Here is a 15,715-nt window from a genome sequence, read left to right as displayed (position 1 = left end):
CAGCCGTGTTCACATCCCGTTGACATTCCGATGACTGCGCTGGTGGCGCCGCTGTGCGCGAGGCCGCAGTGCTCGATGTCGTCGGTGGCGGGGCCCGTTCGCCCGGGTCAGGAGAGGGACGTCCTTCCGCGCCTCCTGACCAGCAGCACTGCGGCGGCGGCGCCCACCGCCACGGCTCCGATGCCCGCACCCAGCCACACGGCGGTCGGCGGTCCGTCCTTGCCGTCGCCGCGAGCGGGGACCTGGGTGACGGTGAGGTAGCTGGTTTTCGTCACGCGCCCGCGGTGGCTGACGACAGTGACGGGATACACGCCGGGCGCCAGGTCGGGCTTGATCCGCGCCGGGCCCCAGAAGAGCGGGTCTTCACCCTCATGGCCCTTGACGACGTCGGACGCCAGCTTGGCCGGGGAACGGAACGCCGGTGAGGTCGCGGTCAGTTGCTCCTCCCCCGGGTCCGGATACGCGTCCTGCCACCTGACATACACCGTCCGGCCCGCCGCGACCGTGAAGCCCCTGAGCCGGGCGCTGAACACATGTCCCTGCTGCCCGAAGAAGGCCGGGCCCCTGGCCTTGCCCAGATAGTCGTCGTCGCCCGGGCGGGCCGAGCGGACCTCCAGCCGGGTCTCCGCCTTCCGCGCCCCGCCGACGCCGGTCACCCACACCGGGTACGACCCGTCGCGGAGGGCGTGCCGCAGCGGCACGCCAAAGGCGTTGAACGTACGGGTGTTGTTCCAGGACTCCTTGTCGTGGGCGAGGCGGACGGGCGCGCCGAACGCCGTGGAACGGGCCGTGAAGGACGTGCCGGTCTCTCCGGGGAACAGGTCGTCGAAGAACAGGTTCACCTTGGTACCCGGGCGCCCCGCGCCGACTCCGTCCACCGCGATGGACGGACGCTTGGGCGGCTTGACGTTGATGGTGTCACGGGCGACGACCTTGCCACCGGCCTTGACGACGAGCGGATACGATCCGGGCTTGGCCGACTCCGGGATGGGCGCCTTGACGCCCTCGCCGCCGGTGTCCCCCGCACGGTCCATCCTGACCGGGGCCGCGAAGACCGGCGATTCGGCCACCAGGTGCACGCCCGGCTTCCGCTCGTAGTTGAGCAGATCGATCCCGATGGCCTCACCGGGACGTGGGTTCGCATACGCCTGGCTGATCGTCGGAGGTTCCTGGCCGGCCAGGGCCGACTGCGTCAGGCCCCCACAGGCGAGCACTCCACCACAGACACCAACGGCCACCACCCGCTGCCAGCCGACCCTCATGGCGTCCCCCTCCCACTCAGAGAGGAAGAGGGAAAGACCGGCCCGGCGGTTGGTCGACAGCCGGGACAGCCGACACGCACACCACCGCCTTCGCGATCGGCATGCTCCTCGGAGCCCGGCTGGACGGCCCCGGCCGTGCCGGCCCACGAGCCGGTTGCCCCGTTCACCCTGCTGTTGCCGCGCACGTGGTAGCCGAGGCCGACGTCCACCGCACATGCCGGTGCCGAACGCCTGCGGACGGCCTGTTCCGTACCCTGGCGGCATGCGTATGCGCCCCACTCTGAGCTGGACCCCTGCCGAGGACCTGCCGCCGGGCACCTCGGATCCGGAGCCGGTCGCCGATGCGCTGCGCACCGGCGGTGTGCTGGTGCTCAGCGGGGCGGGCATCTCCACGGAGTCGGGCATCCCCGACTACCGGGGCGTGGGCGGGAGCCTGAGCCGTCACACCCCGATGACCTACCAGGACTTCACCGGCGGCGCGCAGGCCCGGCGCCGGTACTGGGCGCGCAGTCACCTCGGCTGGCGCACCTTCGGCCGCGCCCTCCCCAACGCCGGGCACCGGGCCGTGGCCGCGTTCGGGCGGCACGGCCTGCTGCAGGGTGTGATCACCCAGAACGTCGACGGCCTGCACCAGGCCGCCGGCAGTGAAGGCGTCGTGGAGCTCCACGGAAGCCTGGACCGGGTCGTCTGCCTTTCCTGCGGCGCCTTCAGCCCGCGCCGCGAGCTCGCCCGGCGGCTGGAGGAGGCCAATCCGGGCTACGACCCGGTGGCCGCCGGCATCAATCCCGACGGTGACGCCGACCTCACCGACGAACAGGTCGGGGACTTCCACGTGGTGCCCTGCACGATCTGCGGCGGTGTCCTCAAACCGGACGTGGTGTTCTTCGGTGAAACCGTGCCGCCGCGCCGGGTCGCGCACTGCCGCGAGCTGGTCCGTGAGGCGACGTCGCTACTCGTCCTGGGCTCCTCTCTGACGGTGATGTCCGGTCTGCGGTTCGTCCGCCAGGCGGCCCAGGAGGGGAAGCCCGTGTTGATCGTCAACCGGGATCCGACACGGGGTGACCGCTACGCCGCCACCCGGGTGGCGCTGCCCCTGGGAACAACCCTGTCCGCCGTGGCCGACAGGCTGGGCATCACCGTGGACGGCGAGGCGACACCTGGGTGACGTCGTGACGGTGGTGGGGCGTCACCGGGATCGAAGGCGCCGGCCAGTGGTGCGGCGAAGCACTGTTAGCCGCGGAGAGGGACGGCCCACGGAACTGACCGCTCTCGAGGGCTTCTCGATCACCGGCGCATTCATTACCGTTCCGGAGACGAGACAGGCGCTGGTGCTCGTAGGGGGTGTCGGCTCGTGGTGAGGAAGAGGGCACGGCGGCAGGGACCGATTCGTGCGAGTCTGTGGCGGTTCAGGCGCAGTCCGCTGCGCCGGACGAGCGATCTCGTCGAGGCATGGCTGCTGCTCGTCGCGTGGGTCGTGGGAGTGCTGGGTGGCGCGACCGCGGGCGTGTTGGCCGCGATGGTGGCGGACCAGGATTTCGAGGAGGAGCGTTCCGCTCGCCGGCAGGTCGTCGCGGTCCTCCTGGAGAACGCCAGGGATGCGGTGCCCGGTCACGCGGACGTGAGCAGGGCCGGCGCGGCGGTCCGGTGGACGACGCCCGATGGCCGCACGCGCACCGGCCGGACGACGGTGGCTGCGCACACGCGTGCGGGGACGCGGGTGCCGGTATGGACGAATGCGCGGGGTGACCTGGTCTCCCAGCCCCCGGCAGAGTCCGACGCGCTTGTGAGGTCCTCCTTCGTCGGTGTGGGCGTGGTCATGGCGACGGGATGCGGGGTCTGGGCGTCCGCGCGAGCCGTACGTGCCCTGCTGGACCGGCGCCGCATGAAGCAGTGGGCGCTGGACTGGGAGCGCGTCGACACGCGGCGGGGTGGCAGGACCGCCTGATCAGCCACCCCGACGTGTCACCACCGCATCACTCCGCTGACCCGTGCATGCCGGTGCTGCCGGAATCCCTGCCGGATCGCTGCTCAATGGCCCACGGTGAAGCGGCGGTTCAGGTGTTTCGGTCGCCCGATCTCGTCGACGAGGGCGAGTCAGGACAAGGTGTTGATCTCGTTGCGCACCTTCTCCACGATGGTGGCCGGGAGCGTCGCGTAGCCCTGGAAGCTCAGGTCCTGTTGGCCCTGGGAGTCGGCGATGTACGTCAGGAACGCCTTGGTGGCGGACAAGGTGGCCGGCTTGTTGCCCTTGTCGCAGACGATCTCGTACGTGACCATGTCGATGGGGTAGGCGCCCGGGGCCCTGGTCGTGTAGTCGAGTCCGAGCACCAGATCGGCACCGGTGTCGGTGATCTTGGCATCGGCGATCGCCTTGGACGCCGTGAGGACACTGGGGGCGACCGGGGTGGAGGCTCCGGTGGCGATCGACACCGTGGGAACGTTGCGGGTGATCGCATGTGTCAGCTCGACGTAGCCGATGGCGCCCACCGTCTTCTTCACCTGTTCGGCGAGTCCCGAGGAACCCTTCGCGGACCGACCGCCCTTGGCCGCCCACTCCTTGTTGTGTCCGTACGGCCAGGCGCTCGCGGCGGCGGCGCTCAGGTAGGAGGTGAAGTTGTCCGTCGTGCCGGAGGAATCCGAGCGGTGCAGGGCCTGGATCGGCGTCGACGGCAGTTTGGTGCCCGGGTTGAGCTTCGCGATCGCCGGATCGTTCCACTTGGTGATCTGCGACGCGAAGATCTTGGCGAGGGTGGGGGCGTCCAGCACCAGTTTCCTGATCCCTGGCAGGTTGTAGCCGATCGCGATCGGTGCTCCGACCACGGGCAGATCGACGGCGTGACCACCGTTGGAGCAGACGCTCCTGGACTGGCTGATCTGGGCGGCGCTCAGTGCGGAGTCGGAACCGGCGAAGGCGGTTCTGCCGTTGAGGAAGTCGTTCTGCCCCGCGCCGGAGCCGTTGCCGTCGTAACTGATCCGGGTGCCGGGGCAGACCCGCGTGTAGTTCCTGATCCAGAACTGCATCGCGAACTCCTGCGCGGTCGAGCCGGAGGCCGACACAGCGGCCGCCGTGCCGCACTTGACGCCGATGGCAGCCGTGGCGGCGGGTGAGGCGGCCATGGACGGTCGCCCGGAGGGCTGTGGGCCCCCCTTCGAGCCGCAGGCCGTCAGGACCAGCGCGCCGGAGACGAGCGCCGAGCCCACCGCCAGGGTGGACAGTCCGCTCTTCCGCTGAAGCTTCACTCTCCGGTGCTCCTCACCTGCAGACCGCACGTGCACAACCATGCGCATTTATTTGATCACATTTAGTGAGCAATGCCTCGTAAGAGCCCTGTCACCGACCGGCCGGTCGCCGGTCGACGGCGGACAATGGGTGCATGACTGGTCGCTGGCAGTTCTGGATCGACCGTGGTGGCACGTTCACCGACGTCGTGGCGGTGACACCGGATTCCGAGGTGGTCAGCCGCAAGCTGCTGTCGGAGCAGCCGGAGGCGTACCGGGACGCGGCGGTCGCCGGGGTCCGTCTGATGCTGGGCCTGGAGGCGGACGAGCCGATTCCGGGCGACCGGATCGAGGTGGTGAAAATGGGCACCACCGTCGCCACCAACGCACTGCTGACCCACACCGGCGAGCCGACCGTCCTGGTCGTCACCCGGGGCTTCAGGGACGCCCTGCGCATCGCCTACCAGAACCGCCCCCGCATCTTCGACCGGCACATCCTCCTTCCGGAGGCCCTGTACGCCCGGGTGATCGAGGTGGACGAGCGGGTGAGCGCGCACGGCGAACTCGTCCGCCCACTCGACCTGGACGCCGCGCGGGAGGCGCTGGCCGCGGCGTACGCCGACGGGTTCCGCAGTGCCGCGGTCGTCTTCGTGCACGGGTACCGTCATTCCGGGCACGAGGCCGCCGTCGCCGAGGCGGCCCGCGCCATCGGCTTTTCGCAGGTCAGCTGCTCGCACGAGGTCAGTCCGCTGATCAAGCTGGTACCGCGGGGCGACACGACCGTGGTCGACGCCTACCTCTCGCCCATCCTGCGCCGGTACGTGGACCAGGTGGCCGCCGAGCTGAACGGTGTACGACTGATGTTCATGCAGTCCGGGGGCGGCCTGCGCGAGGCCGGCCGGTTCCGGGGCAAGGACGCCGTGCTGTCCGGACCGGCGGGTGGGGTCGTGGGAATGGCGCGCGCCGCCACCGGCGCGGGCCATGTCAGGGCGATCGGCTTCGACATGGGCGGCACCTCGACCGACGTGTCCCACTACGCGGGCGAGATCGAGCGGGTCCTGGGCACCCAGGTGGCCGGAGTGCGGATGCGGGCGCCGATGACCGACATCCACACCGTCGCCGCGGGAGGTGGCTCGATCCTGCACTTCGACGGGATGCGCTACCGCGTCGGCCCCGACTCGGCCGGCGCCGACCCCGGCCCGGTCTGCTACCGGCGCGGCGGGCCGCTGACCGTCACCGACGCCAACGTCATGCTCGGCCGCATCCAACCCGCCTTCTTCCCCCGGGTGTTCGGCAAGGACGGCGACCAGCCGCTGGACGGGGCCGCGGTCCGTGCCCGCTTCACCGAGCTGGCCGAGCGGACCGCCGCCGCGACCGGGCGGTGCCGCGGCCCGGAGGAGGTCGCGGCGGGATTCCTCGACATCGCCGTGCTCAACATCGCGAACGCGGTGAAGAGGATCTCCGTACAGCGCGGCCGCGACATCACCCGCTACGCGCTGGTCGCGTTCGGTGGCGCGGGCGGCCAGCACGCCTGCGCGGTCGCCGACCGGCTCGGCATCGACACCGTCGTGATCCCGCCCCTCGCCGGGGTGCTGTCCGCGTACGGCATCGGGGTGGCGGACGCGGTCGCGCTGCGCGAACGCTCCCTCGAGGCCGCCCTCGACCGGCCGGAGACGGCAGCCCGCGTCGAGGCCGTCCGCGCGGAGCTGGAGGAGCAGGCACGCAAGCAGCTGCGCGAGGACGGCGTGCCGGACGCCACCGTCCGCACGGCCGCCCGCGCCCTGCTGCGCTACGAGGGCACCGACTTCTCGCTGCCCGTGCCGCTGGGCCCGGCCGAGGACATGCGGGGCCATTTCGCACACGACCACCGCGACCGCTACGGCTTCACCATGAGCAAGCCGCTGGTCGTCGAGGCCATCTCCGTCGAAGCCAGCGGTTCCTCCGGCCCGCGCGGCGCCGCGCCGACCGTCCCGCCGCCGCGGACCGGTGCGCTCCGACCGGCCGACACCGTACGGATGTTCACCGGGGACCGCTGGCAGCCCACCCGGCTCCACCGACGCCAGGACCTGCGCCCCGGTGACGGCGTCGAGGGTCCGGCGATCATCGCCGAGGCGGATGCGACCACGGTCGTGGACCCCGGCTGGCGGGCCGCGGCCGACGAGCACGGCGACCTCGTCCTCACCCGCTCCCTCCCCCGCCCGTCCCGTACGGCGGTCGGCACCACCGTGGACCCGGTGATGCTGGAAGTCTTCAACAACCTGTTCATGTCCATCGCCGAGCAGATGGGTGTACGGCTGGAGAGCACCGCCCATTCGGTCAACATCAAGGAACGCCTCGACTTCTCCTGCGCGCTCTTCGACCCCGACGGCAACCTCATCGCCAACGCACCCCACATCCCCGTACACCTGGGCTCCATGGGCGAGTCCATCAAGGAGGTCCTGCGCCGCAACCGGGGCTCGATCCGGCCCGGCGACGTCTACGCCATCAACGACCCGTACCACGGCGGCACCCACCTGCCCGACGTCACCGTCGTCACCCCGGTCTTCGACGAGGCGGGCGAGCAGCTCCTCTTCCTGGTCGCCTCACGCGGCCACCACGCCGAGATCGGCGGCATCAGCCCCGGGTCCATGCCCGCGTTCAGCACCACCATCGACGAGGAGGGGGTGCTCTTCGACAACTGGCTGCTGGTGCGCGACGGACACTTCCGCGAGGACGAGACCCGCCACCTGCTGACCAGCGCCCGCCACCCCTCACGCGACCCGGACACCAACCTCGCCGACCTGCGCGCCCAGATCGCCGCCAACGAGAAGGGCATCCAGGAACTGCGCCGCGTCATCGACCAGTTCGGCCTCGATGTCGTCCACGCCTACATGCGCCACGTCCAGGACAACGCCGAGGAATGCGTACGCCGCATCATCGCGACCCTCCAGGACGGCGAGCACCGCTACGAGACCGACAACGGCGCCGTCATCCAGGTCGCCCTGCGCATCGACCGCGAACGGCGCAGCGCCGTCCTGGACTTCACCGGCACCTCGCCCCAGCAGCCCGGCAACCTCAACGCCCCCGCCTCCGTCGTCATGGCAGCCGTGCTGTACGTCTTCCGCACCCTCGTCGCCGATGACATCCCGCTCAACAGCGGCTGCCTGAAGCCCCTCGACGTGCGCATCCCCACCGGCTCCATGCTCTCCCCCGCCTACCCGGCCGCTACCGTCGCCGGAAACGTCGAGACCTCCCAGGCCGTCACCGGCGCCCTGTACGCCGTCCTCGGCGCCCAGGCGGAGGGCTCCGGCACGATGAACAACGTCTCCTTCGGCAACGAGCGCTTCCAGTACTACGAGACGGTTGCCTCCGGCGCCGGTGCGGGAGAGGGCTTCGACGGCGCGGATGCCGTGCAGACCCACATGACCAACTCCCGCCTGACCGACCCCGAGATACTGGAGTGGCGCTACCCGGTGCGTGTGGAGGAGTTCCGCATCCGCGAGGGCAGCGGCGGCAACGGCCGCCGGCACGGCGGGTGCGGAGTGGAGCGGCGGATCCGGTTCGCCGAGCCGATGACGGTCGCTGTCGTCTCCGGTCACCGCCGGGTCCCGCCCTACGGCATGGCCGGCGGCGAACCCGGCGCCCTCGGCGAGAACCTGATCGAACGCGCCGACGGCCGCACCGATCGGCTGCGCGGCTGCGACACGTCGGACGTCACGAAGGGTGACGTGCTGGTGATCCGCACACCCGGCGGGGGCGGATACGGCCCCGCCGACGGCTCCCCGCCCGCTCACTGACGAGGCACGCGACGTCCTGGCCCGCACCACCGGATGGTGACGCTTCCGGTCGTCCGGGCCGGTGACGGACCATGGGAGGGAGGGGAGCCGGCGGCGAAAGGGCGGCCCATCGGCGGTGATGGTGATGAGGGGTTCGATCTTGCTCGGGACTGTCCGTGGACTGGCGGTGCGGGCGCACTGGAGTGTGCCGCTGATCATGCTGCTCTTCGCCTACAGCCTGGCCGCCCGGACGCTCCCGGGTTACGCGCCGGGCCAGGCACCGGTGCTGTACGCGGTCGCCGGAGTGGTCGGCGCCGCGCTGCTGCTGGTGAGCCTGGTGGTGCATGAGATGGCCCATGCGCTGACGGCTCGCAGGGCAGGGCTCTCCGTGCGGGACGTGACGCTGTGGGCGCTCGGTGGAATGACGCGGATGGAGCGACCGACGACGGCACGGGCCGCGTTCACCGTCGCTGTCAGCGGGCCGCTCGCCAGCCTGTTCCTCGGCGGCCTCGGAGTGGGCGCGGCGTACGCGGTGGAAGCCGTGCTGGGCTGGCGGATCGGCGTTGTCGTACTGGGCTGGCTGGGTGGCACCAATCTGCTGCTGGGCGTCTTCAACCTGCTGCCGGCCGCGCCCCTGGACGGAGGACGGCTGCTGCTGGCCGTGCTGTGGTGGCGTACCGGGGATCGCGATCGAGCCCAGCGGGCGTCCGGGCGTGCCGGACAGGTCCTGGGCACGGCGCTGGGCGTGGTGGGATGGCTGGCGTTCCTGAGGGGGATGACCGGCGGACTGTGGCTGATGGTCATCGGTCTGTTCGTGGCGGCCGCAGCCGCGGCCGAACGGCGGTGGGCCGAGCTGGTCACGGCCCTGCGAGGGGTGCGGGCCGAGCAGGCCATGAGCACTCCGGTGGTCACCGGTCCCGACTGGCTGACCGTGGACCGCTTCCTGTCCGAGGTGGCCGCCCGGACGCAGCACTCCGTACTGCCGCTGGTGGACTTCGGCGGCTGTCCCAGTGGTGTCGTCCAGCTGAGCCGGCTGGCCGCCGTACCGGCCGGCCGGCACGAGTCACTGCGGGTACGAGACCTCGCGACACCCCTGTCCCAGTGCACGCAGGCCGCACGGGAGGAGCTGCTGATCTCCGTGCTGGAGCGCCTCGCCAACGGGGGCGGACTGCCCATCCTCGTCATGGAGGACGGCCGGCTCTGCGGGATCATCACGGCGCACGACATCGACCGCTCCCGCCGGAACCCACGGCGTCCGCCGTTCCCGCACCCTTTCCGGGACACCGATGAACCGGAGCGTCAGGTGTGACCTGCGGGGAACCCGCTGCGGTGGTGGGGGAATGATGTTCACGCGCACAATGTTTCTCATGTAGGGCAAACGGGGGGCCAGCCGGAGAAGGTGAACGGCCACGGCTATTCCTTTCGGACCCCATCTGTCGGTGCCGGGGATGTCACCGGTACGCGGCGTGGGCGTCGAGGCAAGCAGAGCCGCCGGGCGGCTGGTACGGCTCCCGCTCGACCTTGCGGCGGGAGGCGTCGGACAGCTGGCCGGACACTTCGTTCGCGCCCTGTCCGAGCCGGGCACCGGCGGCGACGAACCGTCCTCGCCGGAGGGGGACATCCCCGTGCTGCTGGTCCACGGGCTCGGCGACGGGGAGTCGATCGTCGCGCCGTTGCGGCGGGGACTGGACGGTCTCAGCGCCGGGCCGTTCATCACGGTGAGCTACCACGCCTTCAGCCCGGACATCCGCGCCGCCGCACGAGTCCTGGGCGAGCAGGTGGAGCTGGCGAGTGCCCGCAGCCCCGGGCGGGGCGCAGTCGTGATCGGTTACAGCCTCGGAGGGCTGATAGCCCGCTACTACGTGCAGGCGCTGGGCGGAGACGTCCATGTGCCACTGGTGATCACGCTGGCGACGCCGCACGGGGGGACGGCTGCGGCCCTGCTGGCACCACCGCATCCGCTGCTGCGCCAGCTACGGCCCGGAAGCGGGCTGCTGGAGGAGCTCGCCGAGCCGGCCCCGGCATGCCGTACCCGGTTCGTGGCCTTCTACAGCGACTTCGACGAGGTCGTGATTCCGGCTTCGAGGGGCCGCATAGACCACCCCGACCTCAAGGCCCGCAATGTGCTGGTGCCCGGCGTCGGCCATCTGACGCTGCCGCTGCACCAGCCGGTCATCGACCAGGTGCGCTCGCTGCTGACCGCGGCTCGGCAGACCTCTTCCGCCGCATCCCTCCCGCACGGCCACGGTCGGGGGAAGAACGGGCAGCCCCGAGGCACCGCAGACGTTCCCGTGACAGCCGCCCCCAAACGGAGGACGCTGAAAGGGAGCCGGTAGGAACGCCAGCACGTGCGCGGACGGACAGCATGACCTCCTCGCCCAGCCCCGAGAGCGGGACGACCCTTCGCCCCCTCCGCCCCCAGGACGTACCGGGGGTACGAGAACTCATCGATGCCGACCGGCTTCCCGGGCAACCGCACTGCGTCCCCGAGAAGCTCGCCGCGGTGTGGCAGCGGCCTGTCCCCCTGGTCGGGCTGGTCGGGCGGGAGATGACGGCCAGGCCGCAGATCAGCGTTCTCACCGACTCCCGGGACCGTCCCTGCGGGACCGTCGCGTACCTGTCCTGGGCCGATGCGCGGACCGGTCTCATCTGCTGGATCCACGCACACGAGGACCGGTCGACTCTTCGCGCCCTGATCGGCCACGCTCTGTCCGCTCTGGCCCACTGCCCGCGGATCGAGGCGTTCGTGAGCGCTCCGCCCGGTGCCCTGGGGCCGGGAGGCCTGCCCCGCACTCGACGCCGGGCCACGCACGACGCCTTGGTGCAGACCGGTTTCACAGGCCGCTGCCAGGGCTGCTACATGCACCTCGGGCTTCCTGCCGAACAGCCGCCGGGCAAAGTGTTCGCCGACGTCTTCCCCTGCGACTTTCCCCCGGGCCACCGGCTGATCATCCGTGAGGACGGCGAACCGGTCGCCGAAGCAGTGGTCAGCATGGGGCCCGACCGCACCGCGACGCTCTACTGGCTCGAGACCACGCCCGCCCGCAGGCGCCGCGGCCTGGGCCGCAAGGTGCTCGGTCAGGCCCTGGCCCTGTTGGCCGAGCAGGGCGCCGGCGAGGTCGCGCTGGTCCTCGACGACGCCCAGCGGCCCACCTCCCAGGAGCAGGCCGCCACCCGGCTCTTCCGTTCCTTCGGCTTCGCCGTCGTGGACGAGCTGTGGACCTACCAGCACCGACGCTCCGGCCCGCCGCGACCCGACACCGACGCGTGAGCCGAGGGTCCGACGGCCGCCCCCGCCGCGACCGTGGGCGCTCAGGCGTGGACCCGTTCGGCAGCCGCGAGGATGGTGGAACGCGCCTGATGGCGGCGTTCGTAGTCCAGCACCCGACGGGTGAGGCCGTCTCCGGCGTCGGCGAGCCGCTTGCGGATGTCGCTCGCGTTCATGCTGTCGTAGCCGGGCCAGGGCTCGGGCCCGAGCAGGTCCGCGATCCTGCTCAGGACCGCGGGACGGGCCGCGTGGGAGCGCTCGTACGCGCCGACCATGGCGAGTTCCGTCTGCGACAGTTGCGGGAGCCGGTCGAGGATCATCTTCGCGCTGAGCCTGCGGTAGTCGGGGACCGGCAGCGCATCGGCCGAGATGAGGGCACCCTCCGGCACGCCCTGGAGCAGGTCGACGCCGGGCATGCGCTCGGCCGTCTCCCTCAGCCAGGTGCTCCAGTCGCGCACCGTCTGGCCGGCGCCGCCGACGCCCACTCCATCGGTGACCACCGCTGCCTGGGCGGCCATCACCGCTGCCTCGGCCTGCTGCTCGAGGCAGCCGGCGAGTTCCTCCAGCGTCTCCTCGCCATCACTGCGGACGGTGCTGAGCAGCTCCGCGGTGATGGCGTCCTCCGCCTCCTGGGCGATGCGCTCGGCGGCCCGGCAGATGGCCACGGCGAAGGCGGTGGCCGCGTACTCCTCCTCGACGTTCTTCAGCAGCCGCTGCTCGGTCGCCTTCCCCTGCTGGCTCCGCAACAGGGCGCCCGGTGCGAACATGGCCGCATCCAAGGGCAACCGGACCGCCTGCCGGGTGATGTCCCAGGCATTGCCGAGAACGTTCTGCACGAGCCGGCGTGGCTTCAGAGCGGCCAGACGCTCGTCGATGACGTACACGTGCCCCCGGGCGTCGCCGGCGCGGCGCTCCAGGATCTCCCGGTACTCCCCGGAGGGGGTGACCGCGAGGTCGGCTTTGAATCGGTCGGCCAGCGCGGCTTGGGACTCACGGACCTCGCGCAGCGCAGGAACGAGCATGTCTGTGGCTACGGCCATCACGTTTCCTTCGGATAGGGCGATGCTCGCATGACATCGGGCCAGAGCGGCCCCGCCCCCCTCGTTCCCTACCGTGCCCCGAAACCGCCTCCCCCGCATCTTCCCGGCGGCCACTCGTAGGTTCCGCCGCCCTGCTTCGGCGTCGCCGCCTCCGGGTTCGGCGCCGAGGCGGGCCCGGCCACCGCGGTGGTCGCCGGTGCGGTCAGGAAGGTCTGAATCCTGGATGCGGGTTCGGTTCCGCCGGTGCCACGCGCGAGGATGTGTCGCATGGTCGTGACGAGTGGGTGGAGGCGATGCCGTGTGGTCGGGCCCGTGCGGTCGTTGCGCGCCGAGAAGGAGACGGCTCGATGAGTGCGCCGCTGTACCAGCTGAAGGCCGAGTTCTTCAAGACGCTCGGTCACCCCGCCCGCATCCGTGTCCTGGAGCTGCTGAGCGAGCGCGAGCACGCGGTCGCGGAGATGCTGCCCGAGGTGGGCATCGAGCCCGCGCACCTGTCCCAGCAGCTGGCCGTGCTCCGGCGGGCGAACCTGGTGCGGACCCGCAAAGAGGGGTCGAACGTGTACTACTCGCTGACCAGCCCCGAGGTGGCGGAGCTGCTGCGGGTGGCGCGCTCGATCCTGTCGGGCGTGCTGGCGGGGCAGGCGGAGCTGCTCGCCGACCTGAAGGCGACCCAGGCGGAGGAGAAGCCACGGGCGTAGCGACGGCCGTCGAACCCTGCGCCCGAGCCCGCGAGGTGACCAAAAATGGTCCCCCGGCGCAGGCGCCACCAAGCCAAAGCCCGCCGCCGCTGCCACTACCGAAGAAGAAACAGTTCAGGACCAGGAGTCTGACTGGAGCACCAGATCTCGTATCCCCCTCCCCACGGCCGTTGACGCCTCCGGATGGCTGCAGCGACCGAGGTGGCTCACCGATGCAGAAGGTCCCGCGATGGGGCAAAGTGGACGGAGAGCCGAATAGCAGGGACAGCGCCTCCTCGGGGCACGCGCTCCAAGGTGCACGTGGAAAAAACCACTAGTCACCGGACCGAAATGCGCTCTGGAAGGGCACCCGCTGCACCAATGCCCATCAGGCCAGTGGCCTGTTAACCGCATGAGGAGCGGGCAAGTGGAATTCAGTAAGACCGACACGGCACTTGTGTTCATTGATCCACAGAACGACGTACTGAGCGAGGACGGAGCGAACTGGGACGCGGTGGGGGCGAGCGTCACAGAAAACAGGACCGTCGAGAATATGGAGAGAATCTTCGAGGTGGCGAAGGCGGCCGGATACGAGGTCTTCATCTCGCCCCATTACTTCTACCCGACCGACAACGGTTGGCGAATGAACGGCCCGCTGGAGACAAACGAACTGGAGACACATACCTTCGCACGGGCGGGACAGCTCGATCTGGCGGGGTTCCGGAACTCCGGGGCAGACTGGCTGGAGCGCTTCAAACCCTATATCGAGGACGGCAGAACGGTGGTCGCAAGCCCGCACAAGGTATTCGGGCCGGAAACCAACGACCTGGTACTACAATTGCGTAAGCGAAAAATTCAAGGAATTATTCTTGGTGGAATGTTGGCGAACATGTGCGTTGAGTCCCATATGCGCCACCTCATCGAGGAGGGATTTGAAGTCGCCGTGGTCAGGGATGCAACAGCTGGACCCCGACACCCGGTCTGGGGCGACGGTTATCAGGCAGCCATGATCAACTACCGCTTCTTCGCCCATGCTTTGCTGTCGACGGACGAACTGGTCGACCTGATGCACTGAGGGGGTCGCCGCCGGTAAAACAGCCTTCACGCCCCATAAGCACGCCTCAGCCAGCGCCGGCAGTCAGCGGCCCACTGCGCGGGAAGGGTTAGGGGAACACGCATCGTCCCTTCGTGGCCGGCTCCCGGAACGACGCGTCGGTGGCAACCACGGTTACGGACCACCGACGAGCGGGTTTCAGGTCAGCACAGTTGGGGGTACTGTGGAAATTCAAAATATCGTGGAGTTCGCCGGTCGAGCCGTTGATGCCGCGGGCGTAGCCGTCATAGTCGTGGGCATGCTCTTCGCGACCGTCCTCGCTGTTATCAGGATCAGTCGCCGACAGGCGGATGTGTACCGCGGCTATCGCCGTCGTGTCGGGCGGTCTATCTTGCTAGGACTGGAGTTCCTCGTAGCCGGCGACATTATCCGCACGGTCGCCGTCGCACCGACGTACGCGAGCGTTGGAGTGTTGGCCGTGATCGTGGGAATCCGTACCTTCCTCAGTTTTTCTCTCGAGCTCGAGATCACCGGGCAGTGGCCTTGGCAAAGGCCAGTGGCCGAAGCCGATGACTGACGCCGCATGGCGCCGGCTGCCAGGCATGCTGACCGGCGGCCATCCGCCGCAATCGGACTGGGCCGTGCACATCCCGGACGGCGCCGCTCAGCTCCGTGAGGAGGGCCCCGGCTGTTCCGTGGTACCGCGACACGCCTCCCCCTCTCGGCGTCTGCGCACGCCCTCTTCTCGAGCGGATGCGAGTGCCCGCTGCTCGCCGCCCCGGAGACCGTCGACGTCCCCGTCGGCCAGATGTCCGCAGGCGCACGATCCTCGCCGAGCCATTTGTCGAGGACGTCCTGTCCCTGCCCCGCCGCCTCGTCGGCGACGGCCAGCTGTTCACGCTGAAAGTGCGGGGCCAGAGCATGATCGAGGCGGCGATCTGTGACGGCGACATCGTCACGGTCCGCCGCCAAGACGCCGCCGACTCCGGCGACATCGTCGCCGCCCTCGTCGATGGCGAAGCCACAGTCAAACAACCTCTGACCGAGCGGTTCAGCAGCGGCCATACACATAGCAGCGGCGCGAGTCCTCACCCGCTCTGCCGGCCGCGGTGGGCGTCACAGAGGGCTCCACGCCGACGAACCGCGCGTAGACCCGCTGACACTCCTGTACGCAGTTTGCGTACGGGGTGCGAAGGAAAGTAGCGGTGTCGGTAGGAGGCGACTCGTTTCACTTCGCGACGGCCGAGCCTGCTGGATCCCCCAGTCGTTCAGGGGGCTGATGCAGGTTCGGGTGACAGGCTGTCACCCGATCGTGCGGCAGACCCGAATTTTCGGTCGAGGGACGGGCGATCGCACTCAAGGCTACCGTCGGGCATGCGCGTGCATGCGATCACTACACCACGTACAAGTCGACCGTCACCTCGGCGGTCCTACGGTGTA

At 70.1% G+C, this 15,715-nt stretch carries 12 protein-coding genes and 1 pseudogene; 10 read left to right on the top strand and 3 right to left on the bottom strand.

The features are described from left to right. Window positions 1-107: 107 nt before the first annotated feature. On the bottom strand, window positions 108-1,262 hold the full coding sequence (locus ACFYZB_RS26575) for a hypothetical protein (RefSeq protein WP_388763039.1): 1,155 nt from the start codon (window positions 1,260-1,262) through the stop codon (window positions 108-110). Window positions 1,263-1,524: 262 nt separating this feature from the next. Between ACFYZB_RS26575 and ACFYZB_RS26570 the strand changes: the two genes are divergently transcribed. Then, on the top strand, window positions 1,525-2,427 hold the full coding sequence (locus ACFYZB_RS26570) for an NAD-dependent protein deacetylase (protein WP_388763037.1): 903 nt from the start codon (window positions 1,525-1,527) through the stop codon (window positions 2,425-2,427). A gap of 186 nt (window positions 2,428-2,613) precedes the next feature. After that, window positions 2,614-3,207: a hypothetical protein gene (locus ACFYZB_RS26565; RefSeq protein ID WP_388763036.1), complete on the top strand. Its 594-nt coding sequence runs from the start codon at window positions 2,614-2,616 to the stop codon at window positions 3,205-3,207. A 149-nt stretch (window positions 3,208-3,356) separates the two neighbouring features. On the opposite strand, the gene pstS is transcribed toward ACFYZB_RS26565, so the two are convergent. Beyond that, a complete protein-coding gene (pstS, locus tag ACFYZB_RS26560; protein WP_388763035.1) occupies window positions 3,357-4,502 on the bottom strand; it encodes a phosphate ABC transporter substrate-binding protein PstS in 1,146 nt (381 codons plus the stop codon). A 134-nt stretch (window positions 4,503-4,636) separates the two neighbouring features. Here pstS and ACFYZB_RS26555 point away from each other — a divergent pair, with 134 nt between their 5' ends. The 4 genes from ACFYZB_RS26555 (at window position 4,637) to ACFYZB_RS26540 (ending at window position 11,507) form a co-directional block, all read left to right on the top strand. After that, entirely contained in the window at window positions 4,637-8,257 is a 3,621-nt protein-coding gene (locus ACFYZB_RS26555) for a hydantoinase B/oxoprolinase family protein (protein WP_388763034.1), read from the top strand. A gap of 124 nt (window positions 8,258-8,381) precedes the next feature. Beyond that, a complete protein-coding gene (locus ACFYZB_RS26550; protein ID WP_388763032.1) occupies window positions 8,382-9,545 on the top strand; it encodes a site-2 protease family protein in 1,164 nt (387 codons plus the stop codon). Between the two features lie 139 nt (window positions 9,546-9,684). Beyond that, window positions 9,685-10,572, top strand: a complete 888-nt coding sequence (locus ACFYZB_RS26545) for an esterase/lipase family protein (protein WP_388763030.1) — start codon at window positions 9,685-9,687, stop codon at window positions 10,570-10,572. Window positions 10,573-10,601: 29 nt separating this feature from the next. Further along, window positions 10,602-11,507, top strand: coding sequence for a GNAT family N-acetyltransferase (locus tag ACFYZB_RS26540; protein WP_388763028.1), 906 nt, complete (start codon window positions 10,602-10,604; stop codon window positions 11,505-11,507). Between the two features lie 41 nt (window positions 11,508-11,548). Here ACFYZB_RS26540 and ACFYZB_RS26535 read toward each other — a convergent pair whose 3' ends face one another. Then, window positions 11,549-12,544, bottom strand: coding sequence for a hypothetical protein (locus tag ACFYZB_RS26535; RefSeq protein WP_388763026.1), 996 nt, complete (start codon window positions 12,542-12,544; stop codon window positions 11,549-11,551). 347 nt (window positions 12,545-12,891) lie between these two features. Here ACFYZB_RS26535 and ACFYZB_RS26530 point away from each other — a divergent pair, with 347 nt between their 5' ends. From ACFYZB_RS26530 to ACFYZB_RS26515, 4 genes and pseudogenes are all read left to right on the top strand, one after another. Next, the gene (locus tag ACFYZB_RS26530) at window positions 12,892-13,242 is read left to right on the top strand and encodes an ArsR/SmtB family transcription factor (RefSeq protein ID WP_388763025.1); all 351 of its coding nucleotides are present in this window, start codon (window positions 12,892-12,894) and stop codon (window positions 13,240-13,242) included. Between the two features lie 406 nt (window positions 13,243-13,648). Next, the gene (locus ACFYZB_RS26525; protein WP_388763024.1) at window positions 13,649-14,296 is read left to right on the top strand and encodes a cysteine hydrolase; all 648 of its coding nucleotides are present in this window, start codon (window positions 13,649-13,651) and stop codon (window positions 14,294-14,296) included. 277 nt (window positions 14,297-14,573) lie between these two features. Then, complete coding sequence (locus tag ACFYZB_RS26520) at window positions 14,574-14,852, top strand: DUF1622 domain-containing protein (RefSeq protein WP_388763022.1); 279 nt, start codon at window positions 14,574-14,576, stop codon at window positions 14,850-14,852. 248 nt (window positions 14,853-15,100) lie between these two features. Then, window positions 15,101-15,478: pseudogene (locus tag ACFYZB_RS26515) on the top strand (LexA family protein); the annotation flags it as partial. Window positions 15,479-15,715: the final 237 nt, after the last annotated feature.

Origin of the sequence: Streptomyces sp. NPDC001852, from assembly GCF_042891825.1 — a bacterium.
Lineage (GTDB): Bacteria > Actinomycetota > Actinomycetes > Streptomycetales > Streptomycetaceae > Streptomyces.
Note: the sequence above shows the minus strand (reverse complement) of the source record. Positions and strands in the feature narration are given on the sequence as shown.

Excerpts from the sequence above, each read along its gene's own strand:
- ACFYZB_RS26575 (WP_388763039.1), bottom strand. The coding sequence starts at position 1,262 with ATGAGGGTCGGCTGGCAGCGGGTGGTGGCCGTTGGTGTCTGTGGTGGA.
- ACFYZB_RS26570 (WP_388763037.1), top strand. The coding sequence starts at position 1,525 with ATGCGTATGCGCCCCACTCTGAGCTGGACCCCTGCCGAGGACCTGCCG.
- ACFYZB_RS26555 (WP_388763034.1), top strand. The coding sequence starts at position 4,637 with ATGACTGGTCGCTGGCAGTTCTGGATCGACCGTGGTGGCACGTTCACC.
- ACFYZB_RS26550 (WP_388763032.1), top strand. The coding sequence starts at position 8,382 with ATGAGGGGTTCGATCTTGCTCGGGACTGTCCGTGGACTGGCGGTGCGG.
- ACFYZB_RS26545 (WP_388763030.1), top strand. The coding sequence starts at position 9,685 with ATGTCACCGGTACGCGGCGTGGGCGTCGAGGCAAGCAGAGCCGCCGGG.
- ACFYZB_RS26540 (WP_388763028.1), top strand. The coding sequence starts at position 10,602 with ATGACCTCCTCGCCCAGCCCCGAGAGCGGGACGACCCTTCGCCCCCTC.
- ACFYZB_RS26535 (WP_388763026.1), bottom strand. The coding sequence starts at position 12,544 with ATGGCCGTAGCCACAGACATGCTCGTTCCTGCGCTGCGCGAGGTCCGT.
- ACFYZB_RS26530 (WP_388763025.1), top strand. The coding sequence starts at position 12,892 with ATGAGTGCGCCGCTGTACCAGCTGAAGGCCGAGTTCTTCAAGACGCTC.
- ACFYZB_RS26520 (WP_388763022.1), top strand. The coding sequence starts at position 14,574 with ATGCTCTTCGCGACCGTCCTCGCTGTTATCAGGATCAGTCGCCGACAG.